Here is a 21,067-nt window from a genome sequence, read left to right as displayed (position 1 = left end):
AGAAAAATTATTCTATGGAATTCTTATTATGATAACTCTGTTAATCGAAATTTTGCAGCTTTGAACTACTTGACATAAGTCTTCTCTTGTTAAACACTAGTTTTAAAACCATCATTGATGGTTTTTTTCGTTTATGTTGCCTAGGGACAAGGTGACATAGTGTTGTAGGAACTACTCCAATTAGGAGTTTATCGCAGAGGGAATTAAGCATGCCAACAGGTAAAGTGAAATGGTTTAATAATGCCAAAGGGTATGGGTTTATTTTACCAGAGGACAGTGACGAAGACCTGTTTGTGCACTACTCATCGATTGAGATGGATGGTTACAAAACCTTAAAAGCAGGCCAACCCGTCAACTTTGATATCCTTCAAGGCCCGAAGGGATTGCATGCCATTAATATTGTTCCTTTACCCCAGGATGCCGGAGGCTCGATAGCAGTTTCAGAGCCAGGTGTGAAAGTATCCACTTTTAACCAGCGAGAGGAAGCAGCATTAGAAGACTAACAATAACAAATTAACAACAATAATAATTGCTGTTTACAGCAACTAACAAAAAGGGTCTTAATACCATTTGGAATTAAGACCCTTTTTGGTATGAATGGGTTGCTATTTATTTGTATTAATCAACCGCTAATTCTCTACTGATTATTACCCTACAGTTAAAGTACAACAATTAACCATCAACAATTTTTTAAACAATTTTGTAATGACCACCTAGCCGTCTATTAATTGATCGCTATTAATAATTGATCTATGAATTGACCGTTAGGTAGTGCAAACAAAAAGCGCCTCAATTAGCCCATATGCTCAACCATAGCATCACCAAACTCAGAACACTTCAGCAACTTAGCACCATCCATCAAACGCTCAAAGTCATAAGTAACGGTTTTAGCTGAAATCGCGCCTTCCATACCTTTGATGATTAAATCAGCCGCTTCTGTCCAGCCCATATGACGCAGCATCATTTCAGCAGATAGAATCAATGACCCTGGGTTCACTTTATCCTGCCCAGCATATTTAGGTGCTGTACCATGAGTCGCTTCGAAAATAGCCACAGTATCACTTAAGTTGGCACCTGGAGCAATTCCAATACCACCCACTTCTGCAGCCAGTGCATCGGATAAATAGTCACCATTTAGGTTAAGGGTGGCAATCACGTCATACTCTGCTGGACGTAGCAAGATTTGCTGCAGCATGGCATCGGCAATCACATCTTTAACCACAATTTCTTTACCCGTTTTTGGGTTTTTAAAGGTGCACCATGGGCCCCCATCTAATAACTCAGCACCAAACTCTTGCTGCGATAACTCATAACCCCACTCTTTAAAAGCACCTTCAGTAAACTTCATGATGTTGCCTTTGTGTACCAAAGTAAGAGAAGCTTTATCATTATCGATGGTATACTGAATCGCTTTACGTACTAAACGTTTAGTGCCTTCTTCTGAAACAGGTTTAATGCCTATACCACAGTTGGTGTCAAAGCGGATTTTGGTCACACCCATTTCTTCTTTGAAGAATTTAATGACTTTATCAGCTTCTGGCGTGCCTGCTTTCCACTCAACCCCCGCGTAAATATCCTCAGAGTTTTCGCGGAAAATGCACATATCGACAGTTTCAGGATTGACCAGTGGGCTTGGTACACCCGTGAACCAGCGGACAGGGCGCTGACAAACATACAAATCCAGCTCTTGACGAAGCGCAACATTCAGCGAACGAATGCCACCACCAACCGGTGTAGTTAGTGGGCCTTTAATACCGACTGCAAACTCTTTAAATGCTTCTAAGGTTTCTTCAGGTAACCATGTGTTTTCATCGTATACTTGAGTGGCTTTTTCGCCTGCATACACTTCCATCCAAGAAATCTTACGCTCACCACCATAAGCTTTTTGAACAGCAGCATCGACCACTTTGATCATGGCAGGTGATACATCAACCCCAATACCATCCCCTTCAATGTAAGGAACAATAGGATTGCTAGGTACATTCAGGGAGTTATCAGCATTAACGGTAATTTTCTCGCCTGTCGTTGGTACCTGAATTTTTTGGTATCCCATTCTCTACTCCGTTTTTCTGGTTAGGTGAATTGTCAGGGTCTATCAAACACTAAAACAGGGTGGTTGCTGTAGTTATTCTACAAGTTGCCACCTGTTTTTCTGGTTAGCCCTTCGTCTATAGTATAAGAACCAAGCCTTACTTTGCCGCTAAAATAACAGTTAATAAAAACTCATTCATTCACGACAGTATGAACTGACCCTATTTTGTCGGGTATTATGACAGTATTTGTAGTTTTATTACATAAACCTCATTAATCCCGGTTATTTTTTACATTTATACAACAACTGCTTTTCCTTTCTCTTGTCGTTGATTTTTAGCCAACATTTAACAACTATTCAACTTACTCGCTGCTGAGTATCCAGAGACAATCGTTATGATTTGGACCCCAAGAGCCACTGTTGCCACCATTGTAGAAAAAGATCAAACCTTCTTAACCGTCAGTGAACAGGTGAAAGGCCAACTCGTTTTTAACCAGCCCGCTGGTCATATAGAGGCTAATGAAAAAATTGTTGACGCTGCTATCAGAGAAACATTAGAAGAAACCGGCTGGGAGGTAAAACCGAGTTACCTTTTGGGCATATATATTTATCGACCACCCACCAGTGACCTTACCTTCCACCGCTACTGTTTTATTGCCAAACCTGTTCAGCATCATCCTGCCCATAGGCTCGACCCAGATATTGAAGCCACTCATTGGTTAAGTTTGGAACAACTCAGCCAACCTAGTATTCACCTGCGTAGCCCACTGGTCGTAGAATGTATTAAAGACTATCTTGCAGGAATACGTTATCCATTGGCAGTTATTCACGAGGATGAGTAGAATAGCTGGCTTTTTTAACATGATGTATATGGTTTGGTTTTATAATGGTTGATGATAATCACCCCACCCGCGTTGTCGTTGGTATGTCCGGTGGTGTCGACTCCTCCGTTTCAGCCCTCTTGCTAAAAGAGCAAGGCTATCAGGTTGAAGGGCTGTTTATGAAAAACTGGGAGGAAGATGATGGCACAGAGTACTGTACCGCCAAGCAAGACTTAGCTGATGCTCAAGCAGTTTGTGACAAATTGGGAATCCCCTTACACACAGCCAATTTTGCTGCTGAATATTGGGATAATGTATTTGAACATTTTTTACATGAGTATCAGGCAGGGCGAACGCCTAACCCTGATATCCTCTGTAATAAAGAAATTAAGTTTAAAGCCTTTCTCGATTATGCCGTGGTATTAGGCGCAGATTATATCGCCACCGGCCATTATGCCCGTAAACGCATCATAGAGGGTAAAGCCTGCCTGCTCAGAGGGCTCGATCATAACAAAGATCAGAGCTACTTTTTACATGCAGTTGGCACCGAACAGTTTGCCAAAACCCTGTTCCCTGTCGGGGAATTAACCAAACCCGAAGTACGGGCTTTAGCCGAACAGCACGACTTAGTGACTCACAATAAAAAAGACAGTACGGGCATTTGCTTTATTGGTGAGCGCCGTTTTAGTGACTTTTTAAAGCAGTATCTACCTGCCCAGCCTGGCAATATCGAAACCCCTGAAGGTGACATTATTGGCCAGCATCAAGGCTTGATGTATCACACTATTGGCCAACGCCAAGGGTTAAGAATTGGCGGTCTGAAAGGCGCCCAAGAAGCCCCCTGGTATGTTGCAGCTAAAGACTTGAACCGCAATGTGCTGATTGCCGTTCAAGGGACTGACCACCCATTACTTTTTGCCCAACGGCTCACTGCACCTGTTGTGGACTGGGTAGCGGGTGAACCACCCAGCCTGCCTGCACGACTAACGGCAAAAATTCGCTATCGTCAGCAGGATCAACCCTGCTTGCTAGAGCAGCTGCCTAACGGTGACTATCAAGCAACCTTTGATCAACCACAGCGGGCAGTCACCCTTGGCCAGTCGGTGGTGTTTTACGACGATCAAATTTGTTTAGGTGGTGGGGTAATTGCAAGTAGCGATTAACAAACTAGTACTTAACAAGCAATACATTACAAGTTGTACTGCTTAAGCTGTACCCCTTAAAGCATACCATGAATGTTAAAAGTACAAAGTGATATGGCCTCCCACAACTATCATAACCAACTGATTGCTTTAGCTGGCATATTTCAAGCCAGCCACCTGGTGGAACAAATTGCAAAACAGGGTCAAGCACCAACTGATGCGCTGGATACCTCCATTAACAGTATTTTATGCACGCAACCAGAAAATGTAGAAGCCGTTTTCAATGGGTTATCTGGATTAACGATTGGCTTTAATATTCTCAAGCAAATTCTTGAGCGGACAGGTAGCCAGCCCACCCATACCGATACCATTCGCTATGCGCTGACTTTGATTCATCTGGAGCGCAAACTGAGCAAAGCATCTGGCATGCTCCGAACCATTAGTGAGCGACTAACGCAAGTACAAGACCAGGTAGCTCACTTTGGTGTTAACCATGTTAATGTCATGGCCAACCTGGCATCACTATATCTTGATACTGTCAGTACTTTCCGGCCAAGAATTCAGGTGACTGGTGACCCTCAGTACTTACAGCAGCAAACCAATGCCGATAAAATCCGGGCAACGCTGCTGGCAGGGGTAAGAGCTGCCATGCTTTGGCATCAGGTCGGTGGTCGACGTTGGCATCTACTGATTTATCGCAAGAGATTACTGTCAGCCCTAAACCAGCTTGGCTATTAACAAGCAGGTGAAATAACGATATTAATTTTGACCCATTTATTTAAACCTATTTTTTAAACCCATGAGGGTGCCACAAAACGTTATGAGCGCAGCAAAGACAAGGCAAAAATCGATGAGAAAGTGGCGTTTACATCAAATAAACGCGCATTTTGAGTTGGTTTTTAACGTAGTATTTGCAAGTGCAATAGTTTTGCAACCCTTCCTAAAGCTGTGGACAATCACCTATGCAACTCTCTGCACTCACTGCAATTTCTCCCATTGATGGCCGTTATGGCAATAAAACTGAGGCATTACGCACTATTTTCAGCGAATATGGCCTGATTCGATTCCGGGTTATCGTAGAAGTTCGCTGGCTCCAGCAGCTTGCCAAGCACCCTGGTATTAGTGAGGTGCCTACCCTTTCAACAGAAGCAAACCAAGTGCTGGACGCCCTTCTGAACAACTTTTCAGTTACAGACGCCGAGCGGGTAAAAGCCATTGAAAGTACAACTAATCACGATGTTAAAGCGGTTGAGTACTTCATTAAAGAGAAACTCGCTGACTATCCTGAGCTTGCCGCTATCAGCGAATTTGTCCACTTTGCCTGTACTTCAGAGGACATCAACAACCTATCTCACGGTTTAATGCTACAGGCTGGGCTGAGTGAAGTATTGATTCCTCAAATGGAGCAAGTGACTACCGCAATCAAGCAACTCGCTGTTCAGTTTGCTGATTTACCTATGTTATCTCGTACCCACGGCCAAACAGCCTCTCCCACTACCTTAGGCAAAGAAATGGCTAATGTGGTAGCCAGGCTCAACCGCCAGCTGACCCAACTTAAGCAAATCCCATTACTGGGTAAAATTAACGGCGCAGTAGGTAACTACAATGCCCATTTGTCGGCTTACCCTGATGTTGATTGGCAAGCTAATGCCCAGCAGTTTGTTGAAAGCTTAGGGCTTACCTGGAACCCCTATACCACCCAAATTGAGCCTCACGACTATATCGCTGAACTGTATGATGCGATCAGCCGCTTCAACACGATCTTGATTGACTATAACCGTGATGTTTGGGGCTATATCTCGCTGGGCTACTTCAAGCAGAAAACCGTGGCTGGCGAAGTGGGCTCCTCGACAATGCCTCACAAGGTTAATCCCATTGACTTTGAAAACTCTGAAGGCAACCTGGGCATTGCCAATGCCATCTTCCAACATTTGTCTAGCAAACTACCCATTTCCCGCTGGCAACGTGACTTAACTGACTCAACTGTTTTACGTAATTTAGGTGTAGGCATTGGCCACTGCGTGATTGCTTTTCAAAGCAGCCTGAAAGGTATCAGCAAGTTGGAAACCAATGAAGCTCGACTGGCTGAAGACCTCGATAATGCCTGGGAGGTATTAGCCGAGCCCATTCAAACCGTGATGCGTCGTTATGATATTCCTGAGCCTTATGAAAAGCTGAAGGCCTTAACTCGTGGTAAAGCGATTACCCAAGCCACGTTAGCTGAGTTTGTGGATACCCTTGAACTGCCTGCAGAGGTAAAAACTCAGCTTAAGCAGCTGACACCAGCCAACTATATTGGTAATGCTGTAGACCAGGCCAAGGGGATTGAATGAGCTTACTGGGCAAACTGCCAGCAGCCACTTTTCTAAAAGACTACTGGCAAAAACAACCTCTTTTAATTAAACAGGCGCTTCCACAGTTTGAAGCGCCCATCACCCCCGACGAACTAGCAGGCTTAGCATTAGAGCCAGACATAGAGTCACGAATTATCCAAACCCAAGTAGGGGAACAGCCTTGGGCTTTACGCCGAGGCCCTTTTACTGAAGAAACCTTTGCCGAGTTGGGCGAGAAAGACTGGACTTTATTGGTCCAGGCAGTTGATCATTGGGTCCCCGAAGTGGCTGAACTGCTGAAGACCGTCAGTTTCCTACCCCGCTGGCGCTTGGATGACATCATGATCAGCTTTGCAGCAACAGGGGGGAGTGTTGGTCCCCACTATGACAACTATGATGTATTTCTGCTTCAAGCAGAGGGCACCCGTGAGTGGCAACTAGGTGGACACTGTGACAGTGACACACCTTTACTTTGCCATTCCGATCTACAAGTGCTTGAGCAGTTTTCTGCTGAACAAACCTATACTCTAGAACCAGGGGATGTACTCTATCTTCCACCTCAAGTGGCACACTATGGTATCGCTCTGACACCGGGTATGACTTTTTCCATTGGCTTTCGAGCACCGGCTTACGCCGATATGATTGGCATGTTTGCTGACTTTATCGCCAGTGAGCTAGTGCCAGAGCAGCGCTACCACGACCCAGACCTTGGCGCTTCTAAAGAACCAGGAAAAATTGATGATGTCACTATAGCCCGGCTACGCCGACAACTGCTCAACATCATTGACCAGCCAGATAAGTTGAGGCAGTGGTTTGGTGAACACATGACTGAGCCCAAGTACAGCACGCCACCTGTGCTAGCAAAAGAGCAACTACAGCCCGCTGCCATAACAGAATTATCTAACTTGTTACATGAAGGTTACCAAATCGTCCTTAACCTTGACGCTCGTCTGGCCTATAGTGAAACTAATCAAGAGCTCTTGGTGTTTGCGGATGGTGTGTCGGTCACCACTTTGAAAGAAGCACTGCCTATTGTCCAGCGGCTATGCGAACGTCACTCCGTTACTTGGCAGCACCTACAGTCGAAATCAGAAGCTGTGCTAACGTTTCTTGCAACTCTTTGGACAATGGAAACAGTGACGATTCATGACGACACTGATGGAAGCATTTAAAGCAGTATCTCTGGAGCAATGGCAAGCAGTGGCTGAGGCACTTGCTGAGCCACCTCCAGCACCCGATGATGTTCACCAGCTTGATAGCGCAGTGCCTTATGTCATCGTAAAAGGGGATGACCTGTTGGTTGCATCTGTTTGGCTACTAGCAGGTGATCCTCATCGAATTGATCATGTATGGGTCAACCCCAGCTATCGGCATCAAGGTTTAGGTCAACAGTTACTCAAGTTTGTCATTGATAAAGTGGCTGACCAAGCCATCACTCAGCTACATTGTCAGGCAGATGGAAACTGGGTCAGCTGGTTTGAAGCTGTAGGGTTTCAGCGGCTCAGTCAGCTAGATTCAGGCACTTGGCAACTCTGCTGGCAACAAGGGCAATGGCCTCCAATGCCTTATATGCCACCTTCCCATACCGAGCCATTTACCATTTTAAAAGCCCCAGACAAGCCTGATTATGAGCCTCGAGCTGGCAAAACAGGAGCCAACGGCCACCCCTTCATCCTAGGTGAGCACAATGAACCGGTTCATGTGACTGGTCATGACGCCATTATCAACCACTTGGTTAGCTTAATTAACCAAGCTGATGAGCATATACGGGTTTTCTCACCTGACTTGGATATCAGTGTATTTGGCCATTCCATTGTGGTTGCCAGTTTGTCTACATTTGCACGGCGTAACCCAGTTAGTCGAGTAGATATACTGGTGGCAGATACCCAGCCATTAGTACACCAGTTTCATCCGCTTTTTGCCTTACAACAACGCATACCCAGCCTGGTGGCGGTGCACCTAGTCCACCCACATTATCCACTGGATAGTTTGGGTACTGTTTTAGTTGATCGACTAGGCTGGCTAGAAATTATGGATCGGGATCGTTATGAAGCGGTAGCGAACTTTAACGACCCTGGCTATGTCAAACAGCACAATGAGCTATTTCGCTCAGCCTGGGAAAAAAGCACCATTCCACCGGACTTCAGGAATTTAGCCATATGACAACAGTTTCTCGCTTATCTCCATTAATGGGGGTAATGGCATTTTGTCAGCTTGCTTGGGGAGAATCCTTACATACTTATACCCTTGAACCTCGCTACCAACCGGCTGAAAATTTGGTTGAAACATTAAAACCATTAGTCGCAGCAAATGGTACAGTGACTACCTTCAACAATGTCCTAATCATTAAAACGACTGCAACTAACTATCAAGAACTTACCCAGTTAATTAATCAGCTTGATAAACCTATCAAGCAACTGTTAATCAGTGTACGCGATAACAGTCGTCAAACGAATACTGACCGAGGTTTTGATACTCAGGCACGGATTAAAATTGGCGATACCACCATCAGTAACACCTACCCTGTACCTGATAAAAACCGCGTTATTATTCGTCATGGCACACTAGCCAATCAAAATAATGGGATAAAACAGGTCAGAGCAGTGGAAGGACAGCCTGCTTTTATTCAGGTAGGCCAGCAGATCCCCGTTAAAGAGCATACGAGTTATGGCAACTATCACCAAAGCAGTACTTATTATAAAAATGTAACTGCCGGGTTTTATGTGACTGTGCGGGTCAGTGGTAACCAAGCCCATATCCAATTAAACAGCCACAATAATCGAGTGAATCCACAACAGCAGCGAACCATTGATATACAAGAAACCAATACAGCGTTTACGGCACCACTAGGCCAATGGGTAAATTTTGGCGGCATTACCAACAACAGCCAAACCAATAATAAAGAATTATTAAGTCGCCACTACTCTACTGCAAACCAACAGGCACAATACGCTATTAAAATTGATACGCTTTAATATATCCAGTGCGAATGGTATAACCAGTGGTAGGCGCTTAAACTGCTAGTTGAGTTCAGTAAGCTGCGTAGTTTTTGCTTTGTATTTTTGTAGCACAGCCATTAACTGTTTAATAGTCACTGGCTTGCTAATAAATTCATCCATGCCTGCCGCCAAGCACTTTTGTTGTTCATCATTTACCGCATTAGCCGTGAGAGCGATAATCGGTGTTGGTTTATCAACGTCCAAGTCAGTCTCTAATTGACGTATAATCTCAGTCGCCTCAAAACCATCCATCACCGGCATTTGGCAGTCCATTAAAATAACATCAAACTTACCATGCTGCCAGGCTTCCACTGCGGCCTTACCATTTTCAACTAAAACCGCCTGACAACCTAATTTAGTTAACATGGTTTTAGCCACTTTCTGATTAACCGGATTATCCTCTACCAATAACACATGCAATTGAATATTGCTCGATAATGCCTGAGATTCAGACTTATGATTCTCACGAATTGAATATTTGGTTAATACTTCATTATTATCCTTAGTTGCCAACGCTGCTTGCAATAGACTCTGCAAGTTTTGTTTACGACATGGCCGAGTAATAAAAGCGTTAATACCCACTTTTTTACAAAATTCCATATCATGATGAGCAGGCTCCGCCGTAGTCATCATTAATTTGATTTGACTAAGTTCAGGCGTTTCTCGAATGGAGCGGGCAATATCATACCCATTCATAAAAGGTAATATTTTATCAACAATCACTAGTTCAAATGGGTCATTATCTGCCAAGGCCGCTTTTAATGTAGGTAAAACATCAACTGACTGATTGATACAAAAGACTCTCATACCCCAACTGTTAAGTTGTTGTTCTGACACTTTTAAATTAAAGTCATGGTCATCCACTACCATCACTCGAACACCCCGTAATGACTTTTCTGATGCCATCAATACTGGCATTTGACTGTAAGCTTGAACACCAAAAGGTATTTCAAAATAAAAGCAGCTACCTTTATTCAACTCACTTTCAACCTTTAACTCTCCCCCCATCAGTTTGACTAAATTACTCGATATTGATAATCCTAAACCAGTACCACCATATAAACGCGTGGTTGAGTTATCGGCCTGACAAAATTTCTCAAATATCAGCGTTTGCTTTTCTTTACTAATACCCACCCCAGTGTCTTGCACTGAAATTGCAATCCAAGCTTTCCCCTCACTCTCCCTGGTTTTACGAATATCTAATATCACGTTACCATACCGGGTAAACTTAATTGCATTATTTATCAAATTTGTGACTACCTGACGAACACGCCCCGGATCGCTGATTAATCGCTTAGGCACATTGTCATCAATATAACTAAATAACTCCAACCCTTTTTCTAGTGCTTTGCTATGTAATAAATCAATAATATCTTCCATTAAATCAGTTAAACTAAATTCAATATGTTCAATATCTAGTTTACCTGCTTCTATTTTAGAGAAGTCCAAAATATCATTAATAATATTTAACAAGGCATGAGATGAAGAATAAATCGTTTTAACATAATCTTTTTGCTCCACATCTAGTTGAGTGCCTTGTAACAACGAGGTCATACCAATGATGCCATTCATTGGCGTTCTAATTTCATGACTCATATTGGCAACAAACTCGCTCTTGCGGCGATTGGCTAATTCAGCCTCATTTTTTGCTTGTAGTGTTTCTTGATAAGACAGGTGCAGACTACTATTCATCTTGTTAAAGGAGTTAACCAGGTAGGCCAATTCATCATCTTTCGCTTTATAACGCTGTAGCTTGAGCACCTCTCCACCCAAGCTCGTTAAGTCAGCCTTTGCCATCATGTCAGCCATATGACGCAAATGCCTACCAACCAACAAATAAACGATCAATAAAATCAAAGCTGATACGATAAACGTTTTTATGGCCTGACTTGATAGCACAAACAGTGCCTTATCAAACAAACGCTGATAAACTGCTTCTAAACTGACAACTACCTTTAATTCCCCAAGCGATAAGGTTTCACCTTCATATTGATAAAGTAATGGCCATTGCTTGGTCATGGAATAACGGGTTGTTGAGTGACCTAGTTCGATTTTTGAGCTATCACCTTGTATCACCGCAACATATTTAACATCTGGCAGTCGTTTAATCCCTTCTGCCTGTACTGTAGCCTGGGCAATATCCTCCACCCATAAGCTGGCTGTAATCGCAGGCAGCAAGCTTTTTTCTATTTGCACGACTCTTTCGTTGATGGCAGAAACATCATTTCGATAATCAATATAAAGCGTTAAATGTGTAATAAATAGTGTTAATAAAGAGCTCGCCAGCAATATCCAAAAGATCAGCTGACGACCCAGACCCTGTTTAAATTTCAAATTCCCTGCTTCCATTGATAAAGGGAGTTCCTTAGCTTTTGCTGATTTACAAGCCGTTCAATATATTGGTGTTATCACTGAGACTTCATATTTCATATAATAGTGTAGCTGTATCCGAATCAATAAGTCATGTTGAGCTATAGTTAATTTCATGTATATATACACTACTCGATTTATAGTATTGGTAGTGGCTATGCTATCTTTATTTTTAAAGGATGAACATTTCCAGAGAAGGATCACATGAAGATAAAGCTACTGCTTTTTACTGTAATATTACATTATGTTAACCAAACCTGGGCCGGAGACGTTAACTATGTTGTTATCAAAAATCAGGCACAGCCCTTCCAAATAGAAAACGATGGTAAGCAGCATTCAGGCATCGTTACAGATATTGTAAAAGAAGTTTTCAAGAATAGCGACTATCAACTTACTACCCATACATTTCCATTTAAACGAATGATTTCAATCATGGAGGAAAAGAAGTATAAAAACTGGGTAACCTTTGGTTCTCCCGCATGGCCTGGCATTCAAAATGAAAACCTATCTGCAGTACCTATTTATAGTGTAAAAAATATTATGCTTATTAAAAACCCAGGATTTAGCTATACAAAAACATCCGACTTATTTGGAAAAACAGTTATTTTAATGGATGGTTTTGACTACCCTGGACTAGAAGAGCTGATTAAGCAAGGTAAAATAAAAGAGATTAGAGTAAAGGATCACAGTTCCGCCTTTAAAATACTAGATCGACCTGTCATGACCAAGTTTACTGGCTTTATTGAGCTTAAAGTCAGAGTTTTATATAACTTACGCAAAACTAAGCGAAATGCAGATAATTACCAAATGGTCGATGTCAGCAGTATAGCTAACAATTATGACATTCACCTGGCATACTCAAACCAAATTGACGAAAATATTCAACGCTTTATCAATGACAGGCTAAATATCATTAAAAATAATGGTAAGTTGTCTGATATAGTTAGCAAATACAACAAATGAGAAAATCATAAAACAACGCATAATAAAAGAAAGAAACAAGTACCACTATTATTATGCATTATAAAAAACAGTACTTGTTTCAATATACATTACAAACTCATAAATCATACACAGGGCACCGCTTTACATAAATGAAATTCGATAGAATACTCTTTTAGCTCCTCATAAGCTTTTGCAATTATGGTTGTTTTTAGCCCTGCATTTTTGGTGATTTTCACTAAGGCATCCTCATCACCTATCACTGGAGAAAACCCATAAAGTAAATAGCCACCTGACCTCAAATATTTAGCCCCCTCGATAAAAAAACGTTCTACTGCTGCATACCCCATATCAAACACTGATCTTTGAAGAGTTGACAGATTAGCATTCACTTTACCAAAAGGAATATTCCAATAAATAACATCAAATTTTTCATTGTCATTTATTTCAGAAAACACATCAGAATAAAAGCAACTTACTCGATCACTCAGCTGATACCTATTAATATTTAAGATAGTATTTTTTACTGCATCTTTATTAATATCCACAGCAACAACACTCTCAGCACCTTTCAATACAAACATTATTGCAGTTACTCCGGTGCCACAACCAACCTCCAATATACATTTACCAGATACTTCAGGTATATTTTGCACAAAAAATGCTGTGTCGCGAAAATATGAAGGAGGAAATACGTTGGGCAGCACGTCAAATTTATTACCTAATATTTCGATTTCATATTGTTTTTTATTTTCATTTTGACTTCGTTCCAATAATGTAATAACACCTTTAAGATAAGCATTTTTTATAGGATCTTCCGACCATACTTGCTGCATATTTTCTCCTTAACATACTCTTTTTTCGACATTACATTAAAAAACTAAGACAAGCTAAAATCATCTTCTTTAGAAAACATATGTCGTAATTTACGAGACTTAGTTTCTAAATAGTTTTCATTATGTATATTATGTCCTTCCTGCAAAGGCACACGCTCTACTACGTTAATCCCTGCAATACACAATGCTTGTACTTTTCTTGGATTATTGGTCATTAACTTTACTTTATCTATTTCTAGATAATGCAACATTCCTTCACAAAAGTGATACTCTCTCATATCCGCAGCAAAACCTAATCGCTCATTCGCTTCTACAGTATCAGCGCCTTTATCTTGAAGATGATAGGCACGTATTTTATTAAGTAACCCTATTCCTCTCCCCTCTTGTCGTAGATATAATAATGCACCACTCCCATGAGAGACTATGGTTTCCAGCGATTTCTGCAATTGAAAACCGCAATCGCAGCGTAAGCTGTATAAAGCATCACCGGTCAAGCATTCTGAATGTAATCGGATTAATGCTGGTTTAGTTACATCCAGTTTTCCATAGGTAAGCGCCAAGTGCTCAACATTATTATCGGACTGAATAAACCCATGCATAGTAAACACCCCAAACTGCGTAGGCAACTGTGCAGCATCTACATAGCGAATTAGTTTATAAGGATGTTTGTTTTTCAACTCATCACGGAGCGCCATTAACAACTGCCCTAATCGATTTTTGCCATGGCCATCGCCCCCATCTCCCCAGTAGGCATCAGAAAAACTATGCTCAACAATAGGCTGTGTTTCAGTTGCTACTAACCAATGCGCCAGTGGGTGATGCTGATGAAACTTACAGCGCAAACCTCGCATCATCACAGTTTCTTTTATATTATTCCAATCTGGTCGTACTTGTTTACTGTATTGACGACTAACTTTAAAGGCTTGCTCAGGCGTTGCTGCATGATGTATTCGGGCAATAATATCTGCAGCTAAAAACTTACTGGATTGGTAATAATGTTCTACAGTAGGCCAAGTAACCCCATCGATGACAATAGAATGCAATGAAAAATTAGACAAAAATCCATAACGCTCTTTAGGTTCATAAAACTGAATAGCATCAGCCATAGCAAATCTCACTTTATATACGGTCCCTTACTTGTAGTTTAGCAACCTACTTACAAAGTATTTATAAAATGAGCACTACCAAATTATGCCTACAAATAATAATCGTTTAATAAAAATGTTGCTATTGTGTAATGTTTTTTAATGGTTGTAATTTACCTAGTCAGCTTGAAATGGCTTGCAGGTAACAGCTACTACACTTTGTATGAATTACATTCCACCATCCTTGGCAACCACACCATGCTTTTAATACTCTGTAGGCTCAGTTTTAATATTAAGTTTTTTGCAACAGAGAACATAGCCATGTAAGTCCATATAGTCTTTATATACTTATCCTAATACCTAATTTCCCAGCACCGATGAATTTTTGCATTACGCTGAAAATCTGGATCGATAGTTATTGGGGTAATTTCTTTCACCTTAAACTTGTCCAATAAGCTTTCATCTATTTTAAATTTACGGAAATTATTGGAGAAGTACAACACCCCCTCTCTGGTCAACAACCTCATTGCCTGCATAATCAGCTCACCATGATCTCGCTGCACATCAAAGTCTTGATTTAGTTTTTTAGAATTAGAAAAAGTAGGGGGATCAATAAAAATCAAGTCATAGCGCTGAGTTTGTTCTTTTAACCAAGCCAAACTATCAGCTTCTACTAGTTGATGACGCTGCTGAGAAAAGCCATTTAATCTAAAGTTTTTATCAGCCCAATTTAAATAGTTTTTTGATAAGTCAACACTGGTTGTTTTTACCGCACCGCCTTTTGCCGCATGGACAGAGGCTGATGCGGTATAACAAAACAGGTTCAGAAACCGTTTACCTTTCGCTTGTTGTTGAATGATATGCCTAATTGGCCGGTGATCTAAAAATAAACCTGTATCCAGGTAATCCTGCAAATTAACCAGCAGCTGGCAGCCATGTTCTTCAACCTGCATAAACTCACCACGACTGTCGCGCTTTTGGTATTGCTTTTTACCTTGCTGCTGTTCTCGTCGTTTGACAATGACTTGCTTTTCTGGAACGTCCAATACCACAGGTAATGCACTGATAATATCGTTTAAACGCGCAGCTGCTTTTTCTGGGTCAATTGACTTAGGTGGTGCATATTCCTGAACATGCACCCATTCATTATAACAATCAATTGCAACCGCATACTCTGGCATATCTGCATCATATAAGCGATAGCAATGGATATTATGTTGATTGCGCCATTTTTTTAATTGTTTTAGATTTTTTCTAAGCCGATTGGCAAACATTTCAGCCCCTTTCGATAGCCGAATATGTGTTGTTGCCTGTTGAACAGATTTATCAACGGATGCGCGTTTTATGGAAGCATCCGTTGCAAAATTTTCCTCAGGAATGGCAAACAAATAAAGAGCACACTCTAATGCTCCATTATACAATTTATAATGTTTATGGGAGCGTAACTGGGTTCTTCTGGCTAGGTCTGCGCTACTGGTTAAAAAAGCTGCCTGCCAACCAGAAAAGCACTGCCGCATTTTTTCGCCTAAATGTTGATAGAGATAAACCAGGCTGGCTTCATTGCCGAGCCGCTCACCATAGGGTGGGTTTGTTATCATTAAACCAGTGGGCATGTGTTCAATAGCACTAGGAGTTAGCTGTGCCAAATCCACCTGTTTTATCTTAACAACGCCAGCTAAGCCTGCCCTTTCAATATTTGCCTGCGCTTTAGTAAGCACTTTATAACCTGGTTCAAAACCACAAATAACCGGAAACTGTTGACTCATTCCCTGCTCACGACGTTGCTTAGCTTCAGCCACCAACTTATTCCATATGGCAGGAATATGTCCCAACCAACCCTGAAAACCAAAATAGTTTCTTAACAAGCCGGGAGCGATATCGGCAGCCATTAATCCCGCTTCAATCAACAGAGTGCCAGCTCCACACATGGGATCGACCAAACTGCCTGATTGAGCTTTCAAACTTGGCCAGCCAGCGCGAACTAACATCGCAGCAGCCAGGTTTTCTTTTAATGGTGCCATCCCTGCTTCACGCCGATAGCCTCGCTCATGCAAGCTAATACCAGCCAAATCAATGGCGACTGTTACCTGGTCATACTTTAATCGGACCGATACCCGCACCCCAGGTTGCTCTTTAGCAACATTAGGGCGCCTACCAAACTTGTTTCTAAACTGGTCAACAATCGCATCTTTTACTGTCAGTGCACCAAAGCGAGTATTGCGGATAGCCTCTGAGGCGCCAGTAAAGTCAATCAAGAAATCACTATCAACATCAATATGATCAGCCCAGTCAATGGTTTGTAGTTGCTGGTATAGCTCTTCTTTCGATTTTACTGGCAACTCAGCGAGTTTGAGCAGCACTCGGTTTGCTAACCGTGACCACAAGCAGGCTCGATAAGCTGTCTCCATAGTGCCAGTAAAATTCACTGCTGCGACTGTTTGCTTGATATCACTGGCACCTAGCTGACTAAGCTCTTCAGCTAATAGCTGTTCTAGCCCTTTTGGGCAGGTGGCAGTCAATTGAAATTGGGTGGGGCTGATCATTACCGCATTGCTCATTCGCTTCAAGAGCAGCGCATTCTAACGTACTTAACGGGGTAGTCCAGTATTATAGTCTATGCCGCCCCATAAGGGTGTCGCGAAAGGGCGTGATCAGTAAATATAGTTTCCGATATGGAGTGACAGGGTGTTCTGGAACTGCTGTCGGGAACAGGAAATAGTATCCCTTGTTAACACAACAGTTACTCAACAATAAAGCCAATACATTATAAAGAATACTCATAACTTACCATTCGGCACTTTTTTCACTTGTACTGGTCCATACTTAAACATAGATTATGAGAGTAGCATTCCGGCAACTAAGAAGCTGCTGCGATAATCAACTACCACAGCTATAAGCGACAAGGACCAAGGGATAGAGGAGTGTTGTATAAAAACGAATATGTCTATTCTTAATCAATTCTTAACACAAGTTACGCAATGCGCTATTCATATCATAACGCCTCACCAAATTAAGAGTGAATTGAGGGGGTATACATAATTACCTCTAAACACTTTCAGGGTGAAGCGGGTGTAAACATTGTCCTTTGCAGGGCATTACTTACTTGTGGCACAGTTCAGTTGTTACAAGTGCAACTTAGGCAAAACCAAAACCTCAAGAGAAGTTTCTGGAAAGAGTCCAGTGTATAACCAGTGAGGCTATTCACACTATGAGAAGACACAAAAGAAGCAAAGCTGAAAGAGCATTTCAAAAGGGTTATCAAGTTGGAATTTCAGGCCGTTCACAGGATGTCTGCCCCCACGGTCAAGATGAAGTAAAGCAGTCGTGGTTAAATGGCTGGCGAGAGGGGTGGTCAGATCAGTGGGACGGTTACACCGGCGTTTCCGGTGTTCATAAAATATACTCTAAACATTACTGACTTTCATGATTCACACTGGCCCGCTTAGGCGGGCCATTTTATTTCTGGTAATTTTCGAATAGCCTAAAAGAAACTACTCAAACCAAAATACCAGCAACCAAGCTACCTACAAGCAGAGAAAAAGGCCTTTATTTTAGCTACTACTCTTTGCTGACCTCACGCCTTCCGCTGCATCACGAATTAGTTGTGGACCCTGATAAATAAAACCGCTGTAGATTTGCACCAATGCGGCCCCCGCCTCAATTTTAGCCGCAGCACTGGCAGCATCATGAATCCCACCCACACCAATAATGGGAATTTGCCTCTTAAGTACTTGGGCAAGCTGCTTAATAACCTCAGTAGACTGCTCAACCAGTGGCTTTCCACTTAAGCCCCCCTGTTCATTGCCATGGGGTAAATGGCTGACCTGATTTTTATCAATGGTGGTATTGGTTGCTATGACCCCATCAATCTGATGAGCTAAGAATACCTCCGCCACTTGGCTGATTTCTTCGGCAGTCATATCAGGCGCAATCTTTACCGCCAGGGGTACTTGCTTTTGATATTGGCTAGCTAACTTTGCCTGGGCCTCTTTTAAACGGGCTAATAATGCCGCCAATGCATCACCGTATTGCAAGCTTCTCAAGCCAGGTGTATTAGGTGACGAAATATTAACCGTCACATAATCTGCATAGGGGTAGACTTTATTCAAACAAATCAAATAATCATCTACTGCCTTTTCTACGGGAGTATCTAAGTTTTTGCCAATATTAATCCCTAGAATTCCTTGATAACGGCTGCACTTTACTTGCTCAACCAGGTGATCTACGCCTTTATTGTTAAACCCCATTCGATTAATAATAGCTTCCGCTTCTGGTAATCGGAATAAGCGTGGCTTCGGATTACCAGGCTGAGGCCGAGGAGTAACAGTACCCACCTCAATAAATCCAAAACCTAAAGCACCCAGCCCTGCTAGGTAATCAGCATTCTTATCCAGCCCAGCTGCCAGCCCAACAGGGTTAGGAAAACGAAGCCCCATCACTTCAACAGGTTGCTCTGGGATGGGTTTAATAAAACGCTGAGTTAACCCCAACCGTTCACCAGCACCAATCATATCCAACCCTAATTCATGGGAAGTCTCGGCGGAAAACTTAAACAGCAGTTGACGCACAAGCTGATACATAATACCCCTTAAATAAAAAAATGCTGATTAACGGCGAGCGCTGCCCCCTACTTATAGATACCACTTGTTTAGTGATATCTATAAGAGGAAGAGGCGGTGCTGCATTATAACCTTGGCAAGTTAGCTAGCACCACACCTCCTTCGAGGTTGTCGCAAAACTACTGTGCTTGCAAATACTGCGTTAAAAATCGACTCAAAATGCTTATTTATTAAATATAAACTCTGCTTTTTCGTCGATTATTAACTACCCTTCACTTGCTGATCAGCGGCCTGCTCTTTTTCAATTAAGGTACGATGTAAATGAACCGGGTCTTTGGATTTTCCACGGGCTTTTAGGTTGAGTAGCTCCACTATCACAGAAAAGGCCATGGCAAAATAAATGTAACCCTTAGGAATGTGCATATCCAAGCCTTCGCCAACCAGCGCCGTGCCAATTAGCACAAGAAAGCTTAGTGCCAGCATTTTTATAGTGGGGTTTTTATCAACATAATCACTGATTGCTTTTGCAGCCAGCATCATCACTAAAACCGAAATAATAATTGCCAGCACCATCACTGGTACATGCTTGGCCAATCCTACCGCAGTAATCACTGAGTCTAGAGAAAAAACCATATCAATAATGGCAATTTGCACCAGGATTGCCGCGAAGCTAGCAGCTGCCTTATGCTGACCATGCTCCCCTTCACCTTCCAAGGAATTATGAATTTCCAAGGTACTTTTACCAATTAAGAATAATCCACCACCGAGCAAGATAAGGTCTCGCCCAGAAATATCCTGACCGAAGGCGCTAAACAAATTGTCTGTTAACCCCATTACCCAAGACAGCGACAAAAGCAGACCAATTCGCATAAACATGGCCAGGCCTAACCCAATAATACGAGCTTTTTGTCGTTGCTCTTCAGGCAAACGCCCAACCAGAATTGAAATAAATATAATGTTGTCTATACCAAGCACAATCTCAAGTGCAGTTAAGGTAGCCAGTGCTACCCAGGCTTCTGGCTGAGCAATCCACTCCATAATCGTTCCAATTAGTCTCGTTAGTTAAAAATATTGTTCCATACTACACAAGGCGGCTTGTTACTGCTAACTTCCACGCCGTTGTTAAATATCCCAATGAATATATTTAGCGGGAACCTGGTCTGTTAGCCAAATACTATCAATCGCTTGATAAAACTTATAACCTGCTGCTGCCATGCTTTTTGCGTCAACAGCCAAAATACGAGGCACCCCATGACGGGTACCCACCTCATGAGCAGATGCAGTATCCTCGGATAAATGCACATGCTGGCGCCTCATCGACTTAACCCCTTCACGACGAATGGCCTTAAGAAATCGGGTCGCTGTACCATGATACAGTACATCAGGAGGTGTAAGTGCAGGCAATGACAATTCAACAGGTATTGAATGGCCACGATTAGCACGAATTTTCTTTCCACACTCACTTAGGCTAAAGCGTTGCTTATCATTGGTCTTAACAATGAATAAAAGCTTTTCTTTATCTAGAGGAATTTTTTTCTGCTGGGCAGCCTCTAATAACCCACTTACATCAACCCAGCCATGTGGATCTATGCTTATCCCCACTTCATCTGGCCGATGCCTGAGCACATAACTTAACCACTTACTGCAATGAATATCAGACTTTGACATATTAACTACTTACTTTGGACTTTCTCTGTACATCAAATACAACAACTTAATTGTGCTAACGCAGGAAAAACCAATCCCTACTGAAACACTACACCTTAATTATACTAGGGGCTGCTAATGTTTGCCTGAGGCTCGTTGTTGTGACTCCAAAAAAGTCGGCTGCCTCAAGCAACAGCTCCAGCCCTTTTATATCACTCCATTTTTCTCAGCGTTTGCGACATCCTCAATAGTAGTTGCAAGAATGGTGAAAATGAACTATTACATGTGAAACATATTAAAA

General features: G+C 42.1%; 18 protein-coding genes. 10 read left to right on the top strand and 8 right to left on the bottom strand.

Going from position 1 to position 21,067, the window contains the following annotated elements; all coding sequences use genetic code 11:
* The first annotated feature begins 209 nt into the window (after window positions 1-209).
* Complete coding sequence (gene cspD, locus OQE68_RS22655; protein ID WP_163833209.1) at window positions 210-503, top strand: cold shock domain-containing protein CspD; 294 nt, start codon at window positions 210-212, stop codon at window positions 501-503.
* Between the two features lie 290 nt (window positions 504-793).
* On the opposite strand, the gene icd is transcribed toward cspD, so the two are convergent.
* A complete protein-coding gene (icd, locus tag OQE68_RS22650; protein ID WP_180567454.1) occupies window positions 794-2,053 on the bottom strand; it encodes an NADP-dependent isocitrate dehydrogenase in 1,260 nt (419 codons plus the stop codon).
* A gap of 374 nt (window positions 2,054-2,427) precedes the next feature.
* Here icd and OQE68_RS22645 point away from each other — a divergent pair, with 374 nt between their 5' ends.
* From OQE68_RS22645 to OQE68_RS22615, 7 genes are all read left to right on the top strand, one after another.
* A complete protein-coding gene (locus tag OQE68_RS22645; protein WP_180567455.1) occupies window positions 2,428-2,874 on the top strand; it encodes an NUDIX hydrolase in 447 nt (148 codons plus the stop codon).
* Window positions 2,875-2,918: 44 nt separating this feature from the next.
* The gene (mnmA, locus tag OQE68_RS22640; protein WP_180567456.1) at window positions 2,919-4,016 is read left to right on the top strand and encodes a tRNA 2-thiouridine(34) synthase MnmA; all 1,098 of its coding nucleotides are present in this window, start codon (window positions 2,919-2,921) and stop codon (window positions 4,014-4,016) included.
* A 72-nt stretch (window positions 4,017-4,088) separates the two neighbouring features.
* Window positions 4,089-4,733 (top strand): high frequency lysogenization protein HflD, encoded by a 645-nt coding sequence (gene hflD / locus OQE68_RS22635; protein ID WP_255490797.1) that lies wholly within the window; start codon window positions 4,089-4,091, stop codon window positions 4,731-4,733.
* Window positions 4,734-4,957: 224 nt separating this feature from the next.
* A complete protein-coding gene (gene purB, locus OQE68_RS22630; RefSeq protein WP_180567457.1) occupies window positions 4,958-6,328 on the top strand; it encodes an adenylosuccinate lyase in 1,371 nt (456 codons plus the stop codon).
* Entirely contained in the window at window positions 6,325-7,500 is a 1,176-nt protein-coding gene (locus OQE68_RS22625) for a cupin domain-containing protein (protein ID WP_180567458.1), read from the top strand. Before purB ends, OQE68_RS22625 begins: the two co-directional genes overlap by 4 nt.
* Window positions 7,475-8,491: a GNAT family N-acetyltransferase gene (locus OQE68_RS22620; protein WP_180567459.1), complete on the top strand. Its 1,017-nt coding sequence runs from the start codon at window positions 7,475-7,477 to the stop codon at window positions 8,489-8,491. Before OQE68_RS22625 ends, OQE68_RS22620 begins: the two co-directional genes overlap by 26 nt.
* The gene (locus tag OQE68_RS22615) at window positions 8,488-9,303 is read left to right on the top strand and encodes a secretin N-terminal domain-containing protein (protein WP_180567460.1); all 816 of its coding nucleotides are present in this window, start codon (window positions 8,488-8,490) and stop codon (window positions 9,301-9,303) included. The genes OQE68_RS22620 and OQE68_RS22615 overlap by 4 nt, the downstream gene beginning before the upstream one ends.
* A 45-nt stretch (window positions 9,304-9,348) precedes the next feature.
* On the opposite strand, the gene OQE68_RS22610 is transcribed toward OQE68_RS22615, so the two are convergent.
* Window positions 9,349-11,661, bottom strand: a complete 2,313-nt coding sequence (locus tag OQE68_RS22610) for a response regulator (protein WP_180567461.1) — start codon at window positions 11,659-11,661, stop codon at window positions 9,349-9,351.
* Window positions 11,662-11,901: 240 nt separating this feature from the next.
* Here OQE68_RS22610 and OQE68_RS22605 point away from each other — a divergent pair, with 240 nt between their 5' ends.
* Complete coding sequence (locus OQE68_RS22605) at window positions 11,902-12,660, top strand: type 2 periplasmic-binding domain-containing protein (protein ID WP_180567462.1); 759 nt, start codon at window positions 11,902-11,904, stop codon at window positions 12,658-12,660.
* 104 nt (window positions 12,661-12,764) lie between these two features.
* On the opposite strand, the gene OQE68_RS22600 is transcribed toward OQE68_RS22605, so the two are convergent.
* The 3 genes from OQE68_RS22600 to rlmKL form a co-directional block, all read right to left on the bottom strand.
* Window positions 12,765-13,475 (bottom strand): methyltransferase, encoded by a 711-nt coding sequence (locus OQE68_RS22600; RefSeq protein ID WP_180567463.1) that lies wholly within the window; start codon window positions 13,473-13,475, stop codon window positions 12,765-12,767.
* Between the two features lie 44 nt (window positions 13,476-13,519).
* The gene (gene ribA, locus OQE68_RS22595) at window positions 13,520-14,581 is read right to left on the bottom strand and encodes a GTP cyclohydrolase II (protein WP_180567464.1); all 1,062 of its coding nucleotides are present in this window, start codon (window positions 14,579-14,581) and stop codon (window positions 13,520-13,522) included.
* Window positions 14,582-14,913: 332 nt separating this feature from the next.
* On the bottom strand, window positions 14,914-17,103 hold the full coding sequence (gene rlmKL, locus OQE68_RS22590) for a bifunctional 23S rRNA (guanine(2069)-N(7))-methyltransferase RlmK/23S rRNA (guanine(2445)-N(2))-methyltransferase RlmL (RefSeq protein ID WP_180567465.1): 2,190 nt from the start codon (window positions 17,101-17,103) through the stop codon (window positions 14,914-14,916).
* A 665-nt stretch (window positions 17,104-17,768) separates the two neighbouring features.
* Between rlmKL and rmf the strand changes: the two genes are divergently transcribed.
* Window positions 17,769-17,978, top strand: coding sequence for a ribosome modulation factor (rmf, locus tag OQE68_RS22585; protein WP_180567466.1), 210 nt, complete (start codon window positions 17,769-17,771; stop codon window positions 17,976-17,978).
* A gap of 133 nt (window positions 17,979-18,111) precedes the next feature.
* Here the strand turns inward: rmf and OQE68_RS22580 are convergent, their stop codons facing one another.
* The 3 genes from OQE68_RS22580 to OQE68_RS22570 all read right to left on the bottom strand — a co-directional run bounded on the left by OQE68_RS22580 (window position 18,112) and on the right by OQE68_RS22570 (window position 20,787).
* Complete coding sequence (locus tag OQE68_RS22580; RefSeq protein WP_180567467.1) at window positions 18,112-19,140, bottom strand: quinone-dependent dihydroorotate dehydrogenase; 1,029 nt, start codon at window positions 19,138-19,140, stop codon at window positions 18,112-18,114.
* Window positions 19,141-19,380: 240 nt separating this feature from the next.
* Window positions 19,381-20,157 carry a TerC family protein gene (locus tag OQE68_RS22575; RefSeq protein WP_180567468.1) on the bottom strand — a complete coding sequence of 259 codons (777 nt, stop codon included), beginning with the start codon at window positions 20,155-20,157 and terminating at the stop codon, window positions 19,381-19,383.
* 84 nt (window positions 20,158-20,241) lie between these two features.
* A complete protein-coding gene (locus OQE68_RS22570; protein ID WP_180567469.1) occupies window positions 20,242-20,787 on the bottom strand; it encodes an RNA 2'-phosphotransferase in 546 nt (181 codons plus the stop codon).
* Window positions 20,788-21,067: the final 280 nt, after the last annotated feature.

The sequence above is a fragment of the Spartinivicinus marinus genome, from assembly GCF_026309355.1.
In the GTDB taxonomy this organism is placed as follows: Bacteria; Pseudomonadota; Gammaproteobacteria; order Pseudomonadales; family Zooshikellaceae; genus Spartinivicinus; species Spartinivicinus marinus.
The sequence above is the reverse complement of the archived record's forward strand: the minus strand, read 5'-3'. Positions and strand labels throughout refer to the sequence as shown.

Excerpts from the sequence above, each read along its gene's own strand:
- cspD (WP_163833209.1), top strand. The coding sequence starts at position 210 with ATGCCAACAGGTAAAGTGAAATGGTTTAATAATGCCAAAGGGTATGGG.
- icd (WP_180567454.1), bottom strand. The coding sequence starts at position 2,053 with ATGGGATACCAAAAAATTCAGGTACCAACGACAGGCGAGAAAATTACC.
- OQE68_RS22645 (WP_180567455.1), top strand. The coding sequence starts at position 2,428 with ATGATTTGGACCCCAAGAGCCACTGTTGCCACCATTGTAGAAAAAGAT.
- mnmA (WP_180567456.1), top strand. The coding sequence starts at position 2,919 with ATGGTTGATGATAATCACCCCACCCGCGTTGTCGTTGGTATGTCCGGT.
- hflD (WP_255490797.1), top strand. The coding sequence starts at position 4,089 with ATGTTAAAAGTACAAAGTGATATGGCCTCCCACAACTATCATAACCAA.
- purB (WP_180567457.1), top strand. The coding sequence starts at position 4,958 with ATGCAACTCTCTGCACTCACTGCAATTTCTCCCATTGATGGCCGTTAT.
- OQE68_RS22625 (WP_180567458.1), top strand. The coding sequence starts at position 6,325 with ATGAGCTTACTGGGCAAACTGCCAGCAGCCACTTTTCTAAAAGACTAC.
- OQE68_RS22620 (WP_180567459.1), top strand. The coding sequence starts at position 7,475 with ATGACGACACTGATGGAAGCATTTAAAGCAGTATCTCTGGAGCAATGG.
- OQE68_RS22615 (WP_180567460.1), top strand. The coding sequence starts at position 8,488 with ATGACAACAGTTTCTCGCTTATCTCCATTAATGGGGGTAATGGCATTT.
- OQE68_RS22605 (WP_180567462.1), top strand. The coding sequence starts at position 11,902 with ATGAAGATAAAGCTACTGCTTTTTACTGTAATATTACATTATGTTAAC.
- OQE68_RS22600 (WP_180567463.1), bottom strand. The coding sequence starts at position 13,475 with ATGCAGCAAGTATGGTCGGAAGATCCTATAAAAAATGCTTATCTTAAA.
- ribA (WP_180567464.1), bottom strand. The coding sequence starts at position 14,581 with ATGGCTGATGCTATTCAGTTTTATGAACCTAAAGAGCGTTATGGATTT.
- rlmKL (WP_180567465.1), bottom strand. The coding sequence starts at position 17,103 with ATGATCAGCCCCACCCAATTTCAATTGACTGCCACCTGCCCAAAAGGG.
- rmf (WP_180567466.1), top strand. The coding sequence starts at position 17,769 with ATGAGAAGACACAAAAGAAGCAAAGCTGAAAGAGCATTTCAAAAGGGT.
- OQE68_RS22580 (WP_180567467.1), bottom strand. The coding sequence starts at position 19,140 with ATGTATCAGCTTGTGCGTCAACTGCTGTTTAAGTTTTCCGCCGAGACT.
- OQE68_RS22575 (WP_180567468.1), bottom strand. The coding sequence starts at position 20,157 with ATGGAGTGGATTGCTCAGCCAGAAGCCTGGGTAGCACTGGCTACCTTA.
- OQE68_RS22570 (WP_180567469.1), bottom strand. The coding sequence starts at position 20,787 with ATGTCAAAGTCTGATATTCATTGCAGTAAGTGGTTAAGTTATGTGCTC.